Genomic DNA, 21,557 nt, shown 5'->3' on the forward strand with positions numbered 1-21,557 from the left:
TCAGTCCCTTATTCTGCTGCCACCGCAAAGGGGCGCGCGCGGAAGTCGAGGTCGCGCGACACAAGGCGTTCCACGCCCGCCGCCGCATCGGCCAGCACCTGGCGATAGCCGGTGATGGACCGGGCAAACACGTTGTAGATCACCACGGCGGGAATGGCCGCCACGAGGCCGATCGCGGTGGCAAGAAGCGCTTCGGCGATGCCCGGCGCCACGATGGCGAGATTGGTGGTCTGCGATTCACTGATCGAAATAAACGAGTTCATGATGCCCCAGACCGTGCCGAACAAACCGACAAAGGGTGCGGTGGAGCCGATCGTGGCGAGCACGCCGGTGCCGCGCGACATGCGCCGTCCCGCCTGCGCTTCGAGGCGTCCGAGCGTCGAGGCGACGCGCTCCTTCAGGCCTTCGCCGTGGTTGACGGTGCCTGCGTCGGAAGACACCGCCACTTCCTGACGCGCGGCATGCACGAAGATAGCGGCCGGGCCCTTGCCCTCGGGCAAAGCGCTAGCGGCATCTTCCAGCGTGCGGGCGTTGCGGATCGCCTTCACGGCCTTCTGCGCACGCACACGAGCGCCGGCAAGTTCGAGCGACTTGGCGATCCACACCGTCCAGGTCACCAGCGAAGCAAAGGCCAGACCAACCATCACCGCCTTCACGACGATGTCGGCCGCCATGAACATGCCCCAAGGCGACAGATTGTGCGGAATGGTGCGCGATGCCTCCGTTGCTTGCGGAGCCGCGGCCTCGTCTGCGGGCGCGAAGGGAACGGCGTTCTGGTCGACCGGCGCGGTCTCAGGCACGGATGGCTGGGCAGCCGCCGGTTCGGAAGAAGCGGGCGCGGCAGGCGCGGGCGTCTGGACCGCAGGCGCGGTTGGCGTGGCCGGTTCGCTCGTTTCCTGAGCAAAGCCAGGCGATGCCGTGGCGGACAGAACCAGCCCCAAGGCTGAAACGAAAAGCAATCTGCGCAACCGAACCCCCGGAGATCCAAGGTGAAAAACACAACAACTGCGGCTCACTAACGCAGGATCGCGGCAAGCGCGACCCCTTTCTTGAGCTAAATTGTCATATTTTGGCTGCGGGCAAGTCCCTTACTCGAAAACGATCGCCGGAGCGGCACTTTGCGTGGCCGTGCTGGCTTCCATCTGGGCGAGCACCTTGGCGGCAATGGCACGATAGGCCTCGGCCTGCGGGCCGTTCGGTTCGGCTACCGTGATCGGCGTTCCGGCATCCGACAATTCGCGGATCGCCATCACCAGCGGCACTTCGCCGAGGAAAGGCACGCCGAGACGGTTGGCCTCGCGCTGTGCGCCGCCATGACCGAAGATGTCGTAGCGCGTGCCGGTATCGGGGGCGATGAAATAGCTCATATTCTCGATGATGCCGAGCAGCGGCACGTCCACCTTCTTGAACATGTTCAGGCCCTTGCGCGCATCGATCAGCGCCAGATCCTGCGGCGTCGAAACGATCACGGCACCGGCCAGCGGCACCTGCTGCGCCATGGTCAGCTGCGCATCGCCCGTTCCGGGCGGCATGTCCACCACGAGCACGTCGAGCTCGCCCCAGGCCACTTCGCGCAGCATCTGGGTCAAGGCCGACATCACCATGGGACCGCGCCAGATCATCGGCGTTTCTTCTTCCACGAGGAAGCCGATCGACATGACCTTGAGGCCATGGCCTTCCAGCGGCTTCATCGTGCGGCCATCCACCGTTTCCGGCTTGCCGGTGAGGCCGAGAAGACGCGGCATGGAGGGGCCATAGATATCGGCATCGAGCACGCCGACCTTGAGGCCCTGCGCCTGCAGGCCGAGCGCGAGATTGACAGCCGTGGTCGACTTGCCGACGCCGCCCTTGCCCGACGCAACGGCGATGATCGAGCGAATGCCGGGCACATCGCGGCGACCGGGCTGCTGGCCCGATGGCGCATGGGGGCGCGCGGGCGCTGCCGGTTGCGGCCGGGGCGGTGCGGCGGGACGTGCCGGTGGCGGCCCGTTTTCCATGCCGCCCCCCTTCTTTTCGGCCGTCAGCACGACAACGGCGGAAGCCACGCCTGGAATGGTTTTCACCGCGCGCTCGGCTGCGGTGCGCAGCGGCTCGAGTTCCTTGGCGCGTGCGGCCGGAACGGTGATCGAGAAGAACACCTTGGCATCGGCAATGAAGATCTCGGATACGAGACCGAGCGAAACAAGATCGCCTTCAAAGTCCGGACCTTTCACGGTGCGGAGCACATCGATGACCTGTTGCTCTGTAACGGACATGATTGGCAGCCTTGCTGAAAAGGAAAGCGACGGTGTTGATCGCCGCCATAAAACAGATCGCGCCGGGAACAAACAATCCGGCGCGATCCCAACCTGCTACGAAAGCGCGCGGCGCATGGTCTGCAGGCCGTCGGCCCAGATTGCCAGCTCGTCCAGCATCGGCTTCACGCCCTGCACAATCGGCTCGGTCGGGCGGAAAACGCCGTCATCGCCGATCATCGTGCCAAACAGCGGCACCGGCAGCGCCTGCGGGATCGGCATCATGTTGAGCGTGGCAAGCAGCGGACGCAGCGCTTCGGTTGCGCGCAGACCACCGGAAATGCCGCCATAAGACACAACGGCAGCCGGCTTGCGGCCCCATTCCAGCACGAGATAATCGAGCGCGTTGATCAGCGAGGACGGCGGATAATAATTGTATTCCGGCGTCACGAACACGAAGGCATCCGCAGGCTCGATCGCCGCGCTCCACTTCTTGGTGTGCTCATGCTGGTAATCGCGCGCACGCGGATGCTTGGGCTCGTCGAACACCGGCAGGTTGAAATCAACGAGATCGAGCAGTTCGACCTCGAACTTGCCGTGTTCGCGCGCAGCCCCTTCGAACCAGGTGGCGACCTTCGGTCCAAGGCGCGTGGGACGCGTGCTGCCGATGATGATCTTGAGCTTCAATGTCATGGAGTATCCTTTGATCCTGCAAAGACCTTGAGGTAGGCGCCTCGGGCTTGCTCGGCAAGCGCTTCGGCTGAACGGATTGTCGTGATCGCGCGATGAGCCTGTTTTCGGCGAACCCGCGCTCGGCTACGGTGCCTGCATGATCGACAAGCTCGAATTCTTCATCATGCTGGCGCGCCACCAGCATTTCGGCCGCGCGGCGGAAGAAGCGGGCGTGACGCAGCCCACTTTGTCGGCGGCGATCAAGCAGCTGGAAGAACAGCTCGGTGTCAGCCTGGTGCAGCGCGGCTCGCGCTTCCAGGGCCTGACGCCGGAAGGCCAGCGCGTGCTCGATTGGGCGCGCCGCATCGTCGGTGACGCGCGAACCATGCGCGAGGAAATGCGCGTGGCACGGCGTGGCCTGTCCGGCACCTTGCGCATATCCGCCATTCCCACGGCGCTGGCGATGGTGGCGCGGCTGACGACGCCGTTTCGCGAGCGCCATCCCGACGTCACCTTCTCCATCCTGTCGCGCACCTCGGTGGAAGTGCTGGCCGATCTCGATCATCTCGAAGCCGATGCCGGCCTGACCTATGTCGACAACGAGCCGCTCGGCCGCGTCACTATCCTGCCGCTTTATTCCGAGCGCTACCAGCTCATCACCGCCTTCGGAACGCCGTTTGCAGACCGCGACAGCGTCAGCTGGGCGGAGGTCGCGACCCTGCCGCTGTGCCTGATGACGCCCGAAATGCAGAACCGGCGCATCATCAACAAGCATCTCCTGGCAGCCGGCGTTCAACCATCCGCCACGATGGAATCCAACTCCACTATCGCCCTTCTGTCGCATGTGCTGACCGGCAAATGGGCGTCGATCATGCCGTTCGATCTGGCCCTGCTCGGCCTGTCGGCGACGCTGCGCGCCATTCCGATCACCGAGCCCGATGTCAGCCACCGCATCGGCCTCGTGGTGCCAAAGCGCGAGCCGCACACGCCGCTGGTCGCCGCCCTGCTTCAGGAAGCGCGGCTTCTGGCTGCGGAAACGGCCGGTTCGTGATAGATTTGTTCTATCGCGTAACGGCAGCGGCTTATTGAATAAAGCCGGCTGATCTGTTTCTTCGCTGGGAAGAGGACACTGGGAGGGCGCTGCACATGATGCAGGCGGCAGGTACCGAAGTGATGCAGCGCATAACCGACGTGGTGGACGCGCTGAAGGAAAAGGACGGCGCGCTGCTGCCGATCCTGCATGGCATCCAGGACGAGTTCGGCTATGTGCCCGACGAAAGCGTGCCGGTGATTGCCGATGCGCTCAACCTGTCGCGCGCCGATGTTCATGGCGTCGTCACCTTCTACCACGATTACCGCAAGCATCCGGCCGGCCGGCACGTCCTCAAGATCTGCCGCGCCGAAGCCTGTCAGGCGCTGGGCGGCCAGGCTCTGGCCGAGCGTGCGATGGCCTTGCTCGGCATCGGCTTTCACGAAACCACGACCGACAATGCCTTCACGCTGGAACCCACCTTCTGCCTCGGCCTGTGCGCCTGCGCGCCCGCCGCCATGCTCGACAACCAGCTCATCGCCCGCTTCGACGAAACCAAGCTTGCCGAGATCGTCAAGGAGATCCGGTCATGAGCCAGCGCATCTATGTGCCACGTGATTCCTTTGCGCTCGCCCTTGGCGCCGACAAGATCGCCGCCGTTATCCAAAACGAGATCGCCGCGCGCGGTCTCGATGCGCTCGTCGTGCGCAACGGTTCGCGCGGCATGGCCTGGCTCGAGCCGATGGTTGAAGTCGAGACCGCCGGCGGGCGGATCGCTTATGGTCCCGTCACCCCCGCCGATGTCGCATCCCTGTTTGCTGCCGGATTGCTCGAAGGCGGCGATCATCCGCTTTCCCTTGGTGATCCCGAACAGATCCCGTTCCTGAAGCGTCAGCAGCGGCTGACCTTTGCCCGCTGCGGCATCATCGATCCCCTGTCGCTCGAGGACTACGAAGCCCATGGCGGCCTCGCCGGTTTGCGCAACGCGCTCGCCATGCCGCCGCTCGAAATCGTCAAGCAGGTCACCGAATCCGGTTTGCGCGGGCGCGGCGGCGCAGGCTTCCCGACCGGCATCAAGTGGCAAACGGTGCATGATGCCAAAGCCACGCAGAAATACATCGTCTGCAACGCCGACGAAGGCGATTCAGGCACCTTTGCCGATCGCATGATCATGGAAGGCGATCCCTTCGTTCTGATCGAAGGCATGATCATCGCCGGCATCGCGACTGGCGCGACCCATGGTTATGTGTATATCCGCTCGGAATATCCCGAAGCGATCAAGGTGATGGAAGAAGCCATCGGGATCGCGCGGCACGCCGGTCTGCTCGGCTGGAACGTGCTCGGCTCGCCCAACCTGTTCGACATGGAAGTCCGCGTCGGCGCCGGTGCCTATGTCTGCGGCGAGGAAACCGCTCTGCTGAACAGCCTGGAAGGCAAGCGCGGCGTGGTGCGCGCCAAGCCGCCGCTGCCGGCGATCGAGGGCCTGTTCGGGAAGCCGACCGTGATCAACAACCTGATCTCGCTCGCTTCAGTGCCGATCATCTTGGACAAGGGTGGCGCCTATTACCGCGACTTCGGCATGGGCCGTTCGCGCGGCACGATCCCCATCCAGATCGCCGGCAATGTGCGTTATGGCGGATTGTTCGAGGCAGCCTTCGGTTTGACCTTGGGCGAAATCGTCAACGACATCGGCGGCGGCACGGCCACGGGCCGGCCGATCAAGGCGGTTCAGGTCGGCGGCCCGCTCGGCGCGTATTTCCCTGAAAAGCTGTTCGACACCCAGTTCGACTATGAAGCCTTCACGGCGGTCGGCGGCTTGATCGGCCATGCCGGCATCGTGGTGTTCGACGACACCGCCGACATGCTCCATATGGCGCGCTTTGCCATGGAATTCTGCGCAATCGAAAGCTGCGGCAAGTGCACGCCATGCCGCATCGGATCCACACGCGGCGTGGAGGTGCTCGACAAGGTCCGCGCCGGCATCGAGCCCGAGCGCAACCTCGCTTTGGTCACAGATCTCTGCAACACCATGAAGTTCGGATCGCTTTGCGCGCTGGGCGGCTTCACGCCCTATCCCGTGATGAGCGCGCTGACGCATTTTCCCGATGATTTCCGGCCGCAGGTGCTGCCGGTCGCGGCCGAGTGAGGAGGAGGAACGATTATGGGCCTGATCCACGAAATCGACTTCGGCACCCCCGCCGCCCTTTCCGACAAGACGATCACGCTGACCATCGACGGCCGCGAAATCACCGTGCCGGAAGGCACCTCGATCATGCGCGCTTCCACCGAGGCCGGCATTCAGGTGCCGAAGCTCTGCGCCACCGACATGGTGGATGCGTTCGGCTCCTGCCGCCTTTGCCTGGTGGAGATCGAAGGCCGCAATGGCACGCCGGCTTCCTGCACCACGCCGGCAACTGATGGCATGGTGGTTCACACCCAGACCGGGCGCTTGAAGGACATCCGGCGCGGTGTGATGGAGCTTTATATCTCCGACCATCCGCTCGACTGCCTGACCTGTGCTGCCAACGGCGATTGCGAGCTGCAGGACATGGCGGGCGCGGTCGGCCTGCGCGACGTGCGCTACGGCTATGACGGCGACAACCATGTGCGCGCCAAAAAGGACGCCGGCATCAACGCCAAGTGGATGCCGAAGGACGAGTCCAACCCCTATTTCACCTATGACCCCTCGAAATGCATCGTGTGCTCGCGCTGCGTGCGCGCCTGTCAGGAAGTGCAGGGCACCTTTGCGCTGACCATCGAGGGCCGGGGCTTCGATTCACGTGTGTCACCCAGCGCCCACGAACTGTTCGCGGATTCCGAATGCGTGTCCTGCGGCGCCTGCGTGCAGGCCTGCCCCACCGCGACGCTGACGGAAAAGTCGGTGATCGCCATCGGCCAGCCCGAACATTCCGAAGTCACGACATGCGCTTATTGCGGCGTCGGCTGCTCCTTCAAGGCCGAAATGCGCGGCGAAGAACTGGTGCGCATGGTGCCGTGGAAAGACGGCCAGGCCAATCGCGGTCATTCCTGCGTCAAGGGCCGCTTCGCCTACGGCTATTCCACCCATAAGGACCGCATCCTCAACCCGATGATCCGCGACAAGATCACCGATCCGTGGCGCGAAGTGTCGTGGGAAGAGGCGCTCGCCCACACCGCATCCGAGTTCCGCCGCCTGCAATATCAGTATGGCCGCGCGTCCGTCGGCGGCATCACCTCGTCGCGCTGCACCAACGAGGAAACCTTCCTCGTCCAGAAGCTGATCCGCGCCGGCTTCGGCAACAACAATGTCGATACCTGCGCCCGCGTCTGTCATTCGCCCACCGGCTACGGCCTCGGCCAGGCTTTCGGCACGTCCGCCGGCACGCAGAACTTCGATTCCGTTGAACACAGCGACGTTATCGTCGTGATCGGCGCCAACCCGACCGATGGCCATCCCGTGTTCGGCTCGCGGCTGAAGAAGCGGCTGCGTCAGGGTGCGCAGCTGATCGTGATCGATCCGCGCCGCATCGACCTCGTGAAGACGCCGCATGTGAAAGCAGCGCACCACCTCGCGCTCAAGCCCGGCACCAATGTCGCGGTGATGACCGCACTGGCGCATGTCATCGTCACCGAAGGTCTCGCAGACGAGCAGTTCATCCGCGAACGCTGTGACTGGTCGGAGTTCGAGGACTGGGCCGAGTTCGTGTCCGATATCCGCCACAGCCCGGAATCCACCGAAACCTCTACAGGCGTGCCGGCAGACGACCTGCGCCGCGCCGCGCGGCTGTTTGCTACCGGCGGCAATGGCGCGATCTATTACGGTCTTGGCGTCACCGAACACAGCCAGGGTTCCACCACGGTGATGGCGATCGCCAACCTCGCCATGGTCACCGGCAACATCGGTCGCCCCGGCGTCGGTGTGAACCCGCTGCGTGGCCAAAACAACGTGCAGGGCTCCTGTGATATGGGCTCCTTCCCGCACGAACTGCCGGGCTATCGCCATGTGTCGGATGAAGCCGCACGTGACGTGTTTGAAAAGATGTGGGGCGTGACGATCTCGTCCGAGCCCGGTTTGCGCATCCCCAACATGCTGGATGCCGCCGTGGAAGGCTCCTTCAAGGGCCTCTACATCCAGGGCGAGGACATCCTGCAATCCGATCCCGATACCAAGCATGTCGCGGCGGGACTGGCCGCCATGGAATGCGTGGTGGTGCAGGATCTCTTCCTCAACGAAACCGCCAACTACGCCCATGTCTTTCTGCCGGGCTCGACCTTTCTGGAAAAGGACGGCACTTTCACCAATGCCGAGCGCCGCATCAACCGCGTGCGCAAGGTCATGACGCCGAAGAACGGGTTCGCCGACTGGGAAGTCACGCAGAACCTCGCACGCGCGCTGGGCCTCGACTGGGACTACACCCACCCCTCGCAGATCATGGACGAGATCGCCGCCACGACGCCGTCCTTTGCCGGCGTCAACTATCCCTATCTCGATCAGGTCGGCTCGGTGCAGTGGCCCTGCAACGAGCACTTCCCCGTTGGTTCGCCGATCATGCATGTGGATGGCTTCGTGCGGGGGCGGGGCAAGTTCATCCGCACCGAATATGTCGCGACCGACGAGCGCACCGGTCCACGCTTCCCGCTGCTTCTCACCACCGGCCGAATCTTGAGCCAATACAATGTCGGCGCGCAAACGCGGCGCACGGACAACGTCGTCTGGCATCCCGAAGACAAGCTCGAAATCCATCCGCACGATGCCGAACAGCGCGGCATTCATGAAAACGACTGGGTCAAACTGTCGAGCCGTTCGGGCGACACGACGCTGCGCGCCACCATCACCGACCGCGTCGCGCCGGGTGTGGTCTACACTACCTTCCACCACCCCACGACGCAGGCCAACGTCATCACCACCGATTATTCGGACTGGGCCACCAACTGCCCGGAATACAAGGTGACGGCGGTGCAGATCTCGCCCTCCAACGGTCCGTCGGACTGGCAGGTCGAATATGACGAACAGGCCCGTCAGAGCCGCCGCATCGCCGGTCATCTCGAAGCGGCGGAGTAAAAACAGAGCAGGCATGACGCGTCCCCCGATCACCAGCGTTTCCCGTTATGCGCAGCGCCGCGATGGCAGTGCCCAAGCCGATCGCTTCGTGCCCGAAGAAGTGCCGATCGCACTGTCTTATGCCGGCACCACCCATGCCGTGATGATGGGCTCTCCCGCCGATCTCCATGACTTCGCGCTTGGTTTCAGCCTGACGGAAGGCATCATCGCCAGCGTCGATGAAATCGACACGATCGAGGTCGAGGATGCCGGTGCCGGCATCGACATCCAGATCCGCTTGAAGGATCAAGCCAACACCCGCTTTCAGGCCCGCCGCCGCCGTTTGGCCGGCCCGGTCGGCTGCGGATTGTGCGGTATCGAATCCATCGACGAAGCCATGCGCAGCGTGCCGCACACCCACGGCACCCTTCAGCTGTCGCCGCTCGCGATCACCGACGCCGTGCGCGCGCTGTCCGACCATCAGGCGCTGCATAAAAAGACCGGAGCGGTTCATGCCGCAGGGTTCTTTCAGCAGGCCAACGGCATCCGCGCCGCGCGCGAAGATGTCGGCCGCCACAATGCGCTGGACAAGCTCGCCGGCGCACTCGCCGCACAAGGCGTTGCGGGTAGTTCGGGCGCCGTGATCGTCACCAGTCGCGTGTCCGTTGAGATGGTGCAGAAAACCGCGGCTATCGGCGCGCCCTTCATCATCGCCGTGTCGGCCCCGACCGCGCTTGCCATTCGCACGGCAGAAGAGGCTGGCCTGACGCTGATCGCGCTGGTGCGCGGCGATGAATATGACGTCTTCACCCATCCCGAGCGCGTCGCCGAGAACGCTGCCGAACCGGTGCGAGCCTGAACCATGAATGTCGATCAGAAGCTGGTTTACATGGCCAACCAGATCGCCACCTTCTTTGAAAGCCAGCCGAAGGAGGATGGGCCGCAAGGTGTGGCGATCCACATCAACAAGTTCTGGGAACCGCGTATGCGCACCAAGCTGTTTGCGATGCTGGATGCGGGCGGCGAGGGCTTGAAGCCGCTGGTGCTCGAAGCCGCTCCTCATATCCGCCGCCCCGGTGCCGATCCCGACACATGTGCCGGCACAGGGCGCGATGCCACCGCAGGCGCACCGGAAGGCCGCGGCACGGCGGCGGGCGAAGCCAAGTCCGAGACCGACTTTCCTGAACATCCGCAAACCTGAATCCGGCTAACGATCGAGCTCGATCCACACCGGCGCATGATCGCTGGCCTCAGGCCGTCCACGCACCTCGCGATCTACGCCCGCATCGGTGAGCTGTCCGGCAAGGTCTGCCGTCAGCAGGAAATGATCGAGCCGCAAGCCGGAATCGCGCTCGTAGCGGTTCCTGAGATAGCTCCAGAACGTATAGATCCGCTGGTCGGGATAGTGCGCCCGTAACGCATCCGTCCAGCTGCGCCCGACGAGCTTGCGCCACGCAGCGCGACTTTCCGGCTGGATCAGCGCATCATCGTCCCAGGAGCGGGTGGGATAAATGTCGATGGCCGTCGGCGCCACATTGTAATCGCCCGCCAGCACCACTGGCGCACCGGATTTGCGCAAGGCGGTGGCATGGCGATGCAACCGTTCCAGCCATTGAAGCTTGTAGTCGAATTTCGGTCCCGGCTGCGGATTGCCATTCGGCGCATAGATCGACGCCACCAGCACGCCGCGCACCGCCGCTTCGATATAGCGGCTTTGCGCATCGTCCTTGTCGCCTGGCAGCTGGTCGCGCGTCATCACCGGCTCGGCGTTTCGCGCCAGGATCGCCACGCCGTTCCACGTCCGCTGCCCCTTCCACACCGCGCCGTAGCCCGCCGCCTCGATGGCCTGGAGCGGAAACGCCGTCTGCTCGGCCTTCAGCTCCTGCAGGCAAACGACATCCGGCTGCGTCTCTCCGAGCCACTGCAGCAGGTTTTCCAGCCGCTTGTTGATGTTGTTGATGTTGAAGGTAGCTAGGCGCATGATGAACTCCGCACAGTCAACGACATTCCCGGCTTGAGGTTCAACTTCACGATCTTGCTATGAAAAGGCCGATTGAAATCGATTTCATTCGCCTTTAACGTGGCTTTATCGGATGCATTCTCCTGGGAGGAACAGAATGAAGAAGACCTTTGCGCGCGCCCTTGGCGCCGTTGCCGCTCTCGCGCTCACCGCTTTCGCGGCGCAGGCGGAAGACTACAAGATCGGACTGTCCAACGGCTGGGTCGGTTCGGAATGGCGCACTCAGATGATCGAGGAAGCGCAGGCCGCAGCCGCCGCCTGGAAAGACAAGGGCGTCAATGTCGAGGTTGTCGTGCAAAGCGCCAATGTCGATGTGCCCGGCCAGATCGCGCATGTCCGCAATTTCATTTCGGAAGGCGTGGACGCCATCATCATCAACCCGAACAGCCCGACGGCCTTTGATCCGGTCTTCGCGCAGGCCAAGGAAGCCGGCATTCTGGTGATCGCCACCGACGCCGAAGTCTCGTCGCCCGACGCGCTTTATGTCGGCATCGACCAGAAGGCCTATGGCGCTGCCGGCGCCGAATGGCTGGCCAAGACGCTCGACGGCAAGGGCAACATCGTCGCCATCAACGGCGTCGCGGGTCACCCGGCCAACGAGCTGCGCGTTGCCGGTTACAAGGAAGTGCTCGCCAAGCATCCCGACATCAAGCTCGTCAACGAAGTGAACGCCAACTGGGATCAGGCGCAGGGCCAGCAGGCCATGCAGAACCTGCTCGCCACCTATCCCGACATCAACGGCGTTCTCGTGCAGGACGGCATGGCGGCGGGCGCCTGGAAGTCGATCATGGACGCCGGCAAGACCGACCAGATCGCTGCCACCGGCGAGATCCGCAAGGACTTCATCGACCTGTGGACGAAAGACAAGCTGAACTCGGGCGCGACCGTGAACCCTCCCGGCGTGATGGCCTCGGCGCTCAACGTCGCGGTTCTGATGCTGCAGGGCAAGGAACTGAAGGAGCCGGCAACGGCGGGTCAGTACGAGAACGCGATGTATCTCGACATCCCGTTCATCGACTCGTCCAACCTGGCCGAAGCCGCCAAGCAGCTTGAAGGCAAGCCGGGCTATTATTCCTATACCGACCAGCTTTCGATCGCCGACGCGGAAGCGCTGTTCAAGTAACCGCTGCCTCAGCCACCTGAACTCCCGGCTCGCGTTCATGCGCGAGCCGGCTCTCCGCGCACGCCGTGTTTTTCGGCGCCCTGAAGGACCGTTTCCTTGGCCAGACTCGCCGCCAAAGCTGTCAGCAAGACCTATGGAGCCACAAAGGCCCTGCGCCGTGGCGACCTCGAGGTCGAGGCCGGCGAAGTGCATGTGCTGATCGGCTCGAACGGGTCCGGCAAGTCCACCTTGTGCAAGATCGTGGCCGGCAGCGTGCGGCCCGATAACGGCGAGCTCCTGTTTGAAGGCCACCCGATGGTGGTGTCCGGACCAAACGCCGCGCGCAAGATCGGCATCGGCATTTTCTACCAGGAACTCAGCCTCGCGCCGCATCGCACGGTGGCCGAAAACATCCTCCTGTCGGACCTGCCGGGCGGTGTGTTCGTGGACCGCAAGGCGTTGAACACCAAGGCGCAGCGCTATATCGACCTGTTCAAGAACGTGACCGGCGATAACTTCCATGCCGGGGCGATCGTGGAAACGCTGCGGCCCGACCAGCGCCAGCTGGTCGAGATCATGAAGGCGCTGTCTTCGGAAGCGCCGATCCTGATCTTCGACGAACCGACCTCGGCGCTCGATCGCGCGCAGGTCGACCGCTTCTTTGAAATCCTGCGCGAGCTGAAAGACGACGGTCGCTCCATCGTCTTCATTTCGCATCGCATGGACGAGATCTTTGCGCTGGGCGACCGCGTCACCGTGATCCGCGACGGCGAAACGGTGGCCACCAAGCGCATCGCCGAGACCGATGCCGCCGAGGTGATCCGCCTGATGGTCGGCGGCGATGAAACGCTGACAGCAGCCGAGCCGCACCAGCCAACCGCAGTGGCTGCCACGGCCAAGACGGTTCTGGCGGTTGACGCGCTGTCCGGCGACGGCTTCGGCAATGTTTCCTTTAACGTCGCTGCCGGCGAGATCCTTGGCCTCGGCGGTTTGCACGGGCAGGGACAGTCGGCCGTGTTGCGCGCCCTGTTCGGCGCGACCCCGCCGACATCAGGCACGGTTCTCCTCAACGACAAAGCGCTCGCCTCCTCCAGCCCGCGCGCCACGATCAATCGCGGCCTCGCCTATATCTCCGGTGACCGCCGCCGCGACGGCGTCATTGCCGGCCGTCCGATCCTCGAAAACGTCACGCCGGTTCATGCACTGAAGCAGCGCCTGTCGCTCGCCACACCATCCTCCCTGCGCGAAAAAGCGAAGCCCGCGCTCGAAGCGCTCCGCACCAAATTCGCCGGCTTCTCGCATCCGATCGGCTCGCTTTCGGGCGGCAACCAGCAGAAGATCGTGATCGCGCGCTGGCTGATCGACCGCCCCGACGTGCTTCTGCTCGATGACCCCACCAAGGGCATCGACCTCCAGGCCAAGACCGACCTGTTCCAGCTCATCCGCAAGCTGGCGGCTGAGGGCATGGCGATCGTGCTTTATTCCTCCGAGGATGCCGAACTGCTCGGCAATGCCGACCGCATTCTCGTGTTCAACGGCGGTTCGGTCACGCGCGAACTCACCGGCGCGGACCGCACCCCCTTCAACCTTTATCAAGCCGCTTACGAGGCAGCATGACAACCGATCTCGTTGCGGCTCAGCCCGCGCGCGGCAATGCGCTGAAGCGCGCCGTCGAGCGTTTTCCCTTTCTTCCGGCCCTGATCATCCTGGTCGTGCTGCTTGTTCTGAACGGGCTTTACCAGCCGCGCAGCGTGTCCTTCATCGGCCTCACCGGCCTGATCAAGACCTATCTCGCGCTGATGCTGCTGGCGATCGCCCAGACCTATGTCGTTTACGCCGGCGACATCGACCTGTCGGCAGGCGCAATCGTGTCGCTGGTCAACGTCGCCATCATCACGGCCATGGATGCGCTGGGCGGCGGCACCGGTGCGGTTCTGGCCGGCCTCGGCATCGGTCTCCTCGTCGGGCTCGCTTGCGGCATCGTCAACGGCATCGTCGTGGCGACCCTGCGGTTGCAGGCGATCGTCGCGACCTTCGCCACCTCGATCTTCTTCACCGGCCTTGCGCTTTATGTCATGCCGGTTGCCGGCACGCCCGCGCCCACCGCTTTCTGGCGCACCTATGGCGGGCGCATCCTCGATATTCCCTTTGTGCTCTATGCCGTGATCGTGCTGGCCGTGCTGCTTCTGGTTCTCGCCCGCACCAAGCTGGCCCTGCGCCTTTTGAGCGTGGGCGACGATCAGCAGGCCGCCTTCCAGAGCGGTCTGCCCGTCACCCGCATCCGCTTGCAGGGCTATGCGCTGTGCGGATTGTTCGCCGCACTCGCAGCTTTCTGCATCACCGGCGACACCGCCAGCGGCGATCCCCTGGTTGGCGGCAAGATGACGCTGAACTCGGTGGCGGCCGTTGTTCTCGGCGGCACCGCACTCGCCGGTGGCTTCGGCACGGTTACGGGTTCGGTGATTGGCGCGCTGATCATCGGCCTGATCGGGTCGCTCGTGTTCTTTGTCGGCACCCCGTCCGAATGGCAGAACCTCGTTCAGGGCGTGGCGATCCTGCTTGCGCTGATGGCCGGCATTCTGGTGGGACGGAGGGCCAGCCGATGAGCACGATGGATCAAACGCCCCGCAGCCGTTTCTCCGTGATCGACATCGTCAAAACGCCGCTCGTCGTGGCAGTCGCGCTGATCGTCTTCCTTCTGTTTCTAGGCGAATATCTTTCGCCGGGCTTTGCCTCGGGCCAGCAGATCCTGCGCCTCCTCATCGTCGCGGCCCTCATGGGCATCGTCGCGGCCGGCCAGAACCTTGTGATCCTCGGCGGGCGCGAAGGCATCGACCTGTCCGTCGGCGGCGTCGTGTCGCTTGCCGCCATCATTGCCGGCAACCTGATGGCGGGCGAGAACTCGGGCATCGTTCTGGCGATCGTCGGCTGTCTTGCCGCCGGTGCCCTTGTCGGCCTGATCAACGGCATCGGCGTCACGCTTCTGCGCATCCCGCCTTTGGTGATGACGCTCGGCATGCTCGGCGTGTTGCAGGGTCTTCTCGTGGTGATCCGCAACGGCATCCCGTCCGGCCGTGCCGCGCCCGGCCTGTCGCAATTCGTGACGCAGCCCTTTCTGCTCGGTCTGCCCGGCATCATCTGGCTATGGATCGTGATTGGCATTTGCATGGCCTTTCTGCTTGGCCGCACCATGATCGGCTACCGCATCTATGCGATCGGCTCCAACGAACAGGCGGCCTTCATGGCCGGCATGCCGGTGAAAACCACCCGTATTCTCCTGTTCGTTCTGTCCGGCATGTTTGCGGCGGTCGCCGGCATCTGCCTGCTCGGCTATTCCGGCTCGTCCTTCGCCAATGTGGGCGAGCAATATATGCTGCCGTCGATCATCGCCGTGGTGTTCGGTGGAACGCCGCTATCGGGCGGCAAGGGCGGTTACACCGGCACGATGGCGGGCGCGATCCTGCTCACCGTGCTGCAAAGCATCCTCACCACGATCAACATCGACGAATCCGGCCGCCAGATGGTGTTCGGCGCCACGCTTCTCCTGCTCATGCTGTTTTATGGCCGGGGCAAGGCCTTGCGGGCCTGAGCTGATGGCGCCCACCGGACGCGTCAAGATCACCGACATCGCCGACAAGCTCGGCGTGTCTCCAGCCACCGTGTCGCGCGCCTTGTCGGATAGCGGTCTCGTCGCCGAACCCACTTTGTCCCGCATCCGCGAAGCAGCGGCTGCCATGAACTACCGCCCCAATGTCAGCGCCCGCAACCTGCGCACCCGCCGCTCCAAGGCGGTGCTGATGGTGGTGCGCGATGTCGGCAATCCCTTTTATCTCGACGTTCTCAAAGGCGTGGAAGCCGCTGCGCGTGAGGCTGGCTATGCCGTTCTCATGGGCAACACCGAAAACGATCCGGAGCGCGAAACCGGCTTTTTCGACATGCTGCGCGATGGTCAGGCCGATGGCATGGTCTTGATCACCGGCCAGATGCCCCAGGCCGGGCGCTACAAGGAAGGTTTGCCGGACAACCTGCCGGTAGTGGTTGCGCTCGAGATGATCGACGGAACCGGCCTGCCGCATATCCAGATCGACAACCGCGCCGCCGCAAGCGATGCCGTGCAGCACCTGATCGGCCTCGGCCATACGCGCATCGCTCATATTTCCGGCCCGCTGCCCGAGCAGATGTCCGAACTGCGCCTTCGAGGCTATCGCGATGCCATGGAACGAGCAGGACTGCCGATCCCGGAAGGTTACGAGCAGCGCGGCGATTACCGGCTCGTATCGGGCAAGCGCCTGTGTTGTGCGCTGATGGATCTGCCCCAACCGCCCACCGCGATCTTTGCGGCCAACGATGAAATGGCCTTTGGCGTCATCGCCGCCGCCCACGAACGTGGCCTCGCCGTTCCCGGCGATCTTTCGGTGATGGGCTTCGACGACATCTATCTGTCGGAAGCCTTCCAGCCGCCTTTGACCACGATCAGCCAGCCGCGCGCCGATGTCGGCCGCGCCGCCATGACCGTGCTGCTCGACATTCTGGACGGACGCGGCGCACCCGATCAGCCGATCATCCTGCCGACCACCTTGGCAGTGCGCGGCTCCACCGCCGCACCGCAAATACTGAACCAAAGAAGGAGTGCCTGATCATGACCGACCTGCCAAAACCCCGTTTGCGTGTTGGTTTCGTCGGCACCGGCTTCATCGCGCATTTCCACCTGAAGTCCCTGGTCGGAGTGCGCAATGTGGATGTCACGGGCGTTTACAGCCGCAGCGCCGATAATCGCGACCGGCTGGTCAAGGCCGTGGACGAGCTTGGGCTTGGGCTTTGCCGCTCCCATGACAGCTTGGAATCCCTGTTCCAGGCCGATGATGTCGACGCGATCTGGATCCTGTCGCCCAACTACACTCGCCTCGATGTGATGCGCGTGCTGCATGCCGAGGTCACTGCCGGCCGCTCCAAGGTGTTCGCCGTTGCCTGCGAAAAGCCGCTGGCGCGCACCGTGCGCGAAGCCCGCGAGATGCTGCGCCTGGCCGACGACGCCAGGCTCAACCACGGCTATCTCGAAAACCAGGTCTTCTGCACGCCCGTTCTGCGCGGCAAGGAAATCATCTGGCGCCGCGCCGCCTCGACCACGGGCCGTCCCTATCTCGCGCGCGCGGCGGAAGAACATTCCGGCCCGCACGAGCCCTGGTTCTGGCAGGGCGACAAACAGGGCGGCGGCGTTTTGTCGGATATGATGTGCCATTCGGTCGAAGTCGGCCGCCATCTGCTGACCGCCCCCGGCGCGCCGCGGTCCTCGCTCAAGCTGAAATCGGCCAACGGCCAGGTCGCCAACCTCAAATGGACGCGCCCCCATTACGCCGACCAGCTGCGGACCCGGTTCGGCGTCGATTACCGCAACCGCCCTTCGGAAGATTTCGCGCGGGGCACGCTGACCTTCGAAGACGAGGACGGCAACACGCTGATGGTGGAAGCCTCGACCTCCTGGGCCTATGTCGGCGCCGGTCTGCGCATCCAGCTCGAACTGCTCGGGCCCGAATACGCGATGGAGTTCAACTCGCTGTCGACCGGCCTCAAGATCTTCATGTCGCGTGAGGTGACGGGTTCGGAGGGCGAAGACCTCGTTGAAAAGCAGAATGCCGAACAAGGCCTGATGCCCGTTCTCGAAGACGAAGCCGGCGTTTACGGCTACACCGACGAGAACCGTCACATGGTGGAATGCTTCCGCACCGGCCAAACGCCGCTCGAAACCTTCGAAGACGGTCTGGGCGTCGTGGAAATGCTGATGGGCCTGTATCTCTCGGCCGAAACCGGCCGCACCGTGCATTTCCCCGAAGCCGAGCTCGAAGACTACGTCCCGGTCGTGGCACGCCCTCATGGCTGAGTTGCCCGGCCTCACCACCTTGCGCGCCGAGATGGCCCGACAGTTCAGCGATGGCCTCCAAAGTCATGCGCTGGCGCATCCGCAGGCCGTCCCCATCGCCGCGCGCATCCGCCAGACCGGCAAGCTCCTGATGCTCGGCATGGGCGCTTCGCATTGGGCAAACCGCATGGCGCTGGCCTCCTATCGCGAAGCCGGCATCGATGCCGCCGCCGAAGTCCTGTCGGAAGCCATGCGCGCGCCGCAGCCCGACCGACCGCGCGTCACGCTTCTCACCTCGCAATCCGGCAATTCGGGCGAGATCGCTGCTTATCTCGAGCGCATCCGCGATCACGCCGATCATGTCGGCCTGACGCTTAATGCGGACTCCACGCTTGGCCGTGCCGTGCCGTGCTTGATCGGGCAGGGCGGTCGCGAACAAGCCTTCGCCGCCACCCGCAGCATCCTGCTCACGCTGTGCCTCCATGCCGCGATCCTCCAGGAACTCGGCATCAACATCAGGCCGCTGCTCGATCTACTGGAAACCGCCGATCCCCTCGGCGTCGCCCCACCACCCGAAGCGATCGAGCGCCTGCGAACCTGTTCGCTTCTGGTTCTGTCCGGCCGCGCCCAGCCGCATAGCGCGCTCGAAGCGGCCGGCCTCACCTTCACCGAACTCGCCCGCACGCCGTCGCTGGCGCTTGAACTCGGCCAGCTCCTGCATGGACCGATGGAGATGCTGGGTCCGGACATGGCGCTTGTTCTCGTTCGCCCCACCGGTGGGGATACCGCCGCCGTTACGCGCGTTGCCGAAGCCGCTTTGTCTTATGGCCTGACGCCGATCCTGTTCGATCTCGGCGCGCATTCTCCGGTGAACGGCGCGATCACCATCGCCTTGCCCGACCACGCGGGCCTTTGTGCCGTCGCCACACTCCTGCCCGCCGTGCAGCGCCTGGCGATCGAAGCGGCCGCCGCCCGGATCGGCGAAGGCTTCGGGTCGCCCCTTCGGTCAACGAAGGTGACAAACGGCGAAGCGCCATGACGACGCCCGCTTTGCTTGTGCTCGGCAATGCCAATGTCGATCTCGTTTTGGGCGAGGTCGATGGCTGGCCGGCGATCGGCACGGAAGTGGTGGTGCAGCGCTCCGAACAGCGCGCCGGCGGCTCTGCCGGAAACACGGCGCTCGCGCTCACCGGCTTGCGTGTGCCGCATCGCTTCATTGCTTCCACCGGCACGGACCCCAATGGGTTGTGGCTGCGCGCGCAGTTCGATGGACAAAGCAGCGTCTGGATAAACGATGCTGCCGACACGACGTTGACGGTCGGCATCGTGCACAAGGGCGGCGACCGCGTGTTCTTCACCACGCCGGGGCATCTGCAAAGCGCCCGACTGGAGGATCTGACCGCCCACATCCCTGAAGCACCGCACAGCCAGGCCCATGCCATTCTGTCCGGCAACTTCCTCATGCCCGCCATTGCCGCCGGCACCGTTGCGCTCCTCGACCAGCTGAAAACGAAAAACTGGCGAACCGCCATCGATCCCGGCTGGCCGGTGGAAGGCTGGACCGCCGCCAATCGTGCCAGCTTCCAGACCTGGCTGCAAACAGCCGACATCGCCCTCATCAATGCGGAGGAAGCCAAGGGCTTCACCGGCCTCGATGATCTCGACGTAGCTGCCGAAACCTTGGCAAAGACCTTGCAGGCCCACCAGCGTCTCGTGATCAAGCGCGGCCCCGATGGCGCGTCCGCTTACACGCGCGACACCGTGGTCCACGTGCCCGCACCGGACGTCACCGTGATCGACACGGTGGGCGCCGGCGACACGTTCAACGCCGCTTTCCTTGCGGCTTTAAGCGAAAACAACACGATCCAGGCCGCTCTCGAACACGGCGTTGAAACGGCCGCACGCGCGATTTCCACCTTTCCGCGCCGCTACGCCTGACCGGGCTCGGGCAAAAAGGTTTCCGCCGTCAGTGTATCGCGCAAGGTGGCGGCACGGTCACGGATCTGCTGCATCTCGTGCGGATCCTTGCGCGCAAGGTTCACATAGGGCCCGCGCATGCGTGAATTGCCGGCCAAGCGTTCCTTGTGGCGATGAAGAAAATCCCAGTAAAGCGTGGTGAACGGGCAAGCCCGCTCGCCGACGCTGAGGCCGGGATCATAGCGGCAGCGCCCGCAATGATCGCTCATGCGGTCGATATAAGCGCCCGACGCCGCATAAGGTTTGGTGCCCATCACGCCGCCATCGCCATGCTGGCTCATCCCCAGCGTATTGGGCAGCGACACCCAGTCGATCGCATCCCAGAACATCGACATGTGCCAGCGATGCACGTCATAGGGCCGGACGCCGAGCAGCAAACAGAACTGCCCCAGCACCATCAGGCGCTCGATATGATGGGCATAGGCATGGTGGATCGTGTGGCCGATCGCATCCGCCAGACAGCGCATGTCGGTTTCGCCGGTCCAATAGAAGCGCGGCACGGGCAGGTCGGCATCGAGCGCGTTTCGCTGGGCGTAGTCTGGCATCAGCTGCCAATAAATGCCGCGCACCCATTCGCGCCAGCCAAGCACCTGCCTGACAAACCCTTCCACCGCATTCAACGGCGCGTTCGAGGGGTTGGCGAGCACCGCATCGATCACTTCGCGCGGGTTCAGGAGATGCAGGTTCAAGGGGCCGGACAGAACCGAGTGAAACAAAAAGGGCTGTCCGCCCGCCATCGCGTCCTGATAGCGGCCGAAGTCCGGCAGGCGATAGCGCACGAAATCCTCCAGCGCCTGCAACGCGTGGTCGCGCGTCACCGGCAGGTCGAAGCGCGCGAGCGATCCGGGATTGTCTGGAAAACAGCGCTCCACCAGCGCCAGCACGTCTTCGGTGGTTTCGTCCGGCTTGAAGATGGGCTTCGGCGGCAGAAGCGGCGGCCCGTTGCGGCCAAAGCTCTTGCGATTGTCCTTGTCGAAATTCCACTGCCCGCCGACCGGCTTGCCGTCCTTCATCAGGATATCGTGCTTCACCCGCATGGCGCGGTAGAAGTCTTCGAGGATCATCGTCGGCTGGTCTTCGCGCATGGCAGCGAAGGCATCGCGCGAACACAGGAAGTGCCGGTCCTCGCGAAACTGAACCGGCAGTCCTGACGCTTGCAGGCTTTCGCGCACCCGGTCATCGCCGGGTTCGAGCACGATCACCGCGCCATCCGGCTTGATCTGTTCGAAGCGCCGCTGCAACTCGCCAACAAAACTGCCGGCATTGCCGGGTTCGTCCAGCTCCGAATAAAACACCGTTCTGCCCAGCGCCCGCTGTTCGGCGCAGAAGTGGCGCATGGCCGCGAAGAAGAAGGCGATGCGCCTTTTGTTCTGCGGGATCGTGTCGGCTTCTTCGCGCAGCTCCATCATCAAAACGATGTCGTTCACCGGATCGAAGCCGTCGAAAGCCGCGGACGCACCATCCAGCTGGTCACCCATGACCAGAACGAGATTGCGCGGCGGCCTGACTTTCTTTCGGATCAAGGAGCGTCCTCGGATGATGACGATGCGCGTTTAAGATGGCAGAGGGCGACGTGGTTCCGGGCTGACGCGACTCTCTTGCCAGTACCCGCTTTGTTCACATAAGGCACGCGAAGGAGGACTGC

General features: G+C 63.9%; 19 protein-coding genes. 14 read left to right on the forward strand and 5 right to left on the reverse strand.

All coding sequences use genetic code 11. The annotated features are described in order from the left end of the window. Positions 1-8 precede the first annotated feature (8 nt). The 3 genes from exbB to JYU29_RS14555 all read right to left on the reverse strand — a co-directional run bounded on the left by exbB (position 9) and on the right by JYU29_RS14555 (position 2,927). Positions 9-959, reverse strand: coding sequence for a tonB-system energizer ExbB (gene exbB / locus JYU29_RS14545; RefSeq protein ID WP_347879905.1), 951 nt, complete (start codon positions 957-959; stop codon positions 9-11). Between the two features lie 129 nt (positions 960-1,088). After that, a complete protein-coding gene (locus JYU29_RS14550) occupies positions 1,089-2,255 on the reverse strand; it encodes an Mrp/NBP35 family ATP-binding protein (RefSeq protein ID WP_213985515.1) in 1,167 nt (388 codons plus the stop codon). A gap of 96 nt (positions 2,256-2,351) precedes the next feature. Next, entirely contained in the window at positions 2,352-2,927 is a 576-nt protein-coding gene (locus JYU29_RS14555) for an NADPH-dependent FMN reductase (protein WP_213985516.1), read from the reverse strand. 136 nt (positions 2,928-3,063) lie between these two features. On the opposite strand from JYU29_RS14555, the gene JYU29_RS14560 reads away from it, so the two are divergent. The 6 genes from JYU29_RS14560 (at position 3,064) to JYU29_RS14585 (ending at position 10,157) form a co-directional block, all read left to right on the forward strand. Beyond that, positions 3,064-3,957 (forward strand): LysR family transcriptional regulator, encoded by an 894-nt coding sequence (locus tag JYU29_RS14560; RefSeq protein ID WP_213985517.1) that lies wholly within the window; start codon positions 3,064-3,066, stop codon positions 3,955-3,957. A gap of 98 nt (positions 3,958-4,055) precedes the next feature. Beyond that, positions 4,056-4,529, forward strand: a complete 474-nt coding sequence (locus JYU29_RS14565) for a formate dehydrogenase subunit gamma (RefSeq protein ID WP_213985610.1) — start codon at positions 4,056-4,058, stop codon at positions 4,527-4,529. Further along, entirely contained in the window at positions 4,526-6,082 is a 1,557-nt protein-coding gene (locus tag JYU29_RS14570) for a formate dehydrogenase beta subunit (RefSeq protein WP_213985518.1), read from the forward strand. Before JYU29_RS14565 ends, JYU29_RS14570 begins: the two co-directional genes overlap by 4 nt. A gap of 15 nt (positions 6,083-6,097) precedes the next feature. Continuing rightward, entirely contained in the window at positions 6,098-8,977 is a 2,880-nt protein-coding gene (fdhF, locus tag JYU29_RS14575; RefSeq protein ID WP_213985519.1) for a formate dehydrogenase subunit alpha, read from the forward strand. Between the two features lie 13 nt (positions 8,978-8,990). After that, positions 8,991-9,815, forward strand: a complete 825-nt coding sequence (gene fdhD / locus JYU29_RS14580) for a formate dehydrogenase accessory sulfurtransferase FdhD (protein ID WP_213985520.1) — start codon at positions 8,991-8,993, stop codon at positions 9,813-9,815. Positions 9,816-9,818: 3 nt separating this feature from the next. Beyond that, entirely contained in the window at positions 9,819-10,157 is a 339-nt protein-coding gene (locus JYU29_RS14585; RefSeq protein WP_213985521.1) for a formate dehydrogenase subunit delta, read from the forward strand. Positions 10,158-10,163: 6 nt separating this feature from the next. On the opposite strand, the gene xth is transcribed toward JYU29_RS14585, so the two are convergent. Beyond that, on the reverse strand, positions 10,164-10,937 hold the full coding sequence (gene xth / locus JYU29_RS14590) for an exodeoxyribonuclease III (protein ID WP_213985522.1): 774 nt from the start codon (positions 10,935-10,937) through the stop codon (positions 10,164-10,166). Positions 10,938-11,073: 136 nt separating this feature from the next. Between xth and JYU29_RS14595 the strand changes: the two genes are divergently transcribed. The 8 genes from JYU29_RS14595 to JYU29_RS14630 all read left to right on the forward strand — a co-directional run bounded on the left by JYU29_RS14595 (position 11,074) and on the right by JYU29_RS14630 (position 19,873). Continuing rightward, on the forward strand, positions 11,074-12,099 hold the full coding sequence (locus tag JYU29_RS14595) for an ABC transporter substrate-binding protein (RefSeq protein ID WP_213985523.1): 1,026 nt from the start codon (positions 11,074-11,076) through the stop codon (positions 12,097-12,099). Positions 12,100-12,195: 96 nt separating this feature from the next. Then, positions 12,196-13,695, forward strand: a complete 1,500-nt coding sequence (locus JYU29_RS14600) for a sugar ABC transporter ATP-binding protein (protein ID WP_213985524.1) — start codon at positions 12,196-12,198, stop codon at positions 13,693-13,695. Further along, complete coding sequence (locus JYU29_RS14605; RefSeq protein WP_213985525.1) at positions 13,692-14,684, forward strand: ABC transporter permease; 993 nt, start codon at positions 13,692-13,694, stop codon at positions 14,682-14,684. The genes JYU29_RS14600 and JYU29_RS14605 overlap by 4 nt, the downstream gene beginning before the upstream one ends. Before the next feature lie 5 nt (positions 14,685-14,689). Next, a complete protein-coding gene (locus JYU29_RS14610; RefSeq protein WP_213985611.1) occupies positions 14,690-15,667 on the forward strand; it encodes an ABC transporter permease in 978 nt (325 codons plus the stop codon). 4 nt (positions 15,668-15,671) lie between these two features. Next, on the forward strand, positions 15,672-16,715 hold the full coding sequence (locus JYU29_RS14615) for a LacI family DNA-binding transcriptional regulator (protein ID WP_213985526.1): 1,044 nt from the start codon (positions 15,672-15,674) through the stop codon (positions 16,713-16,715). 2 nt (positions 16,716-16,717) lie between these two features. Then, positions 16,718-17,956, forward strand: coding sequence for a Gfo/Idh/MocA family protein (locus JYU29_RS14620; RefSeq protein WP_213985527.1), 1,239 nt, complete (start codon positions 16,718-16,720; stop codon positions 17,954-17,956). Beyond that, the gene (locus tag JYU29_RS14625; RefSeq protein ID WP_213985528.1) at positions 17,949-18,974 is read left to right on the forward strand and encodes an SIS domain-containing protein; all 1,026 of its coding nucleotides are present in this window, start codon (positions 17,949-17,951) and stop codon (positions 18,972-18,974) included. The genes JYU29_RS14620 and JYU29_RS14625 overlap by 8 nt, the downstream gene beginning before the upstream one ends. Then, a complete protein-coding gene (locus tag JYU29_RS14630; RefSeq protein ID WP_213985529.1) occupies positions 18,971-19,873 on the forward strand; it encodes a carbohydrate kinase family protein in 903 nt (300 codons plus the stop codon). Before JYU29_RS14625 ends, JYU29_RS14630 begins: the two co-directional genes overlap by 4 nt. On the opposite strand, the gene JYU29_RS14635 is transcribed toward JYU29_RS14630, so the two are convergent. Beyond that, positions 19,864-21,390 carry a cryptochrome/photolyase family protein gene (locus tag JYU29_RS14635; RefSeq protein ID WP_213985612.1) on the reverse strand — a complete coding sequence of 509 codons (1,527 nt, stop codon included), beginning with the start codon at positions 21,388-21,390 and terminating at the stop codon, positions 19,864-19,866. The two genes, JYU29_RS14630 and JYU29_RS14635, sit on opposite strands and share 10 nt — an antisense overlap. Positions 21,391-21,557 lie beyond the last annotated feature (167 nt).

It is taken from the genome of Tianweitania aestuarii (assembly GCF_018457165.1).
GTDB lineage: Bacteria > Pseudomonadota > Alphaproteobacteria > Rhizobiales > Rhizobiaceae > Tianweitania > Tianweitania aestuarii.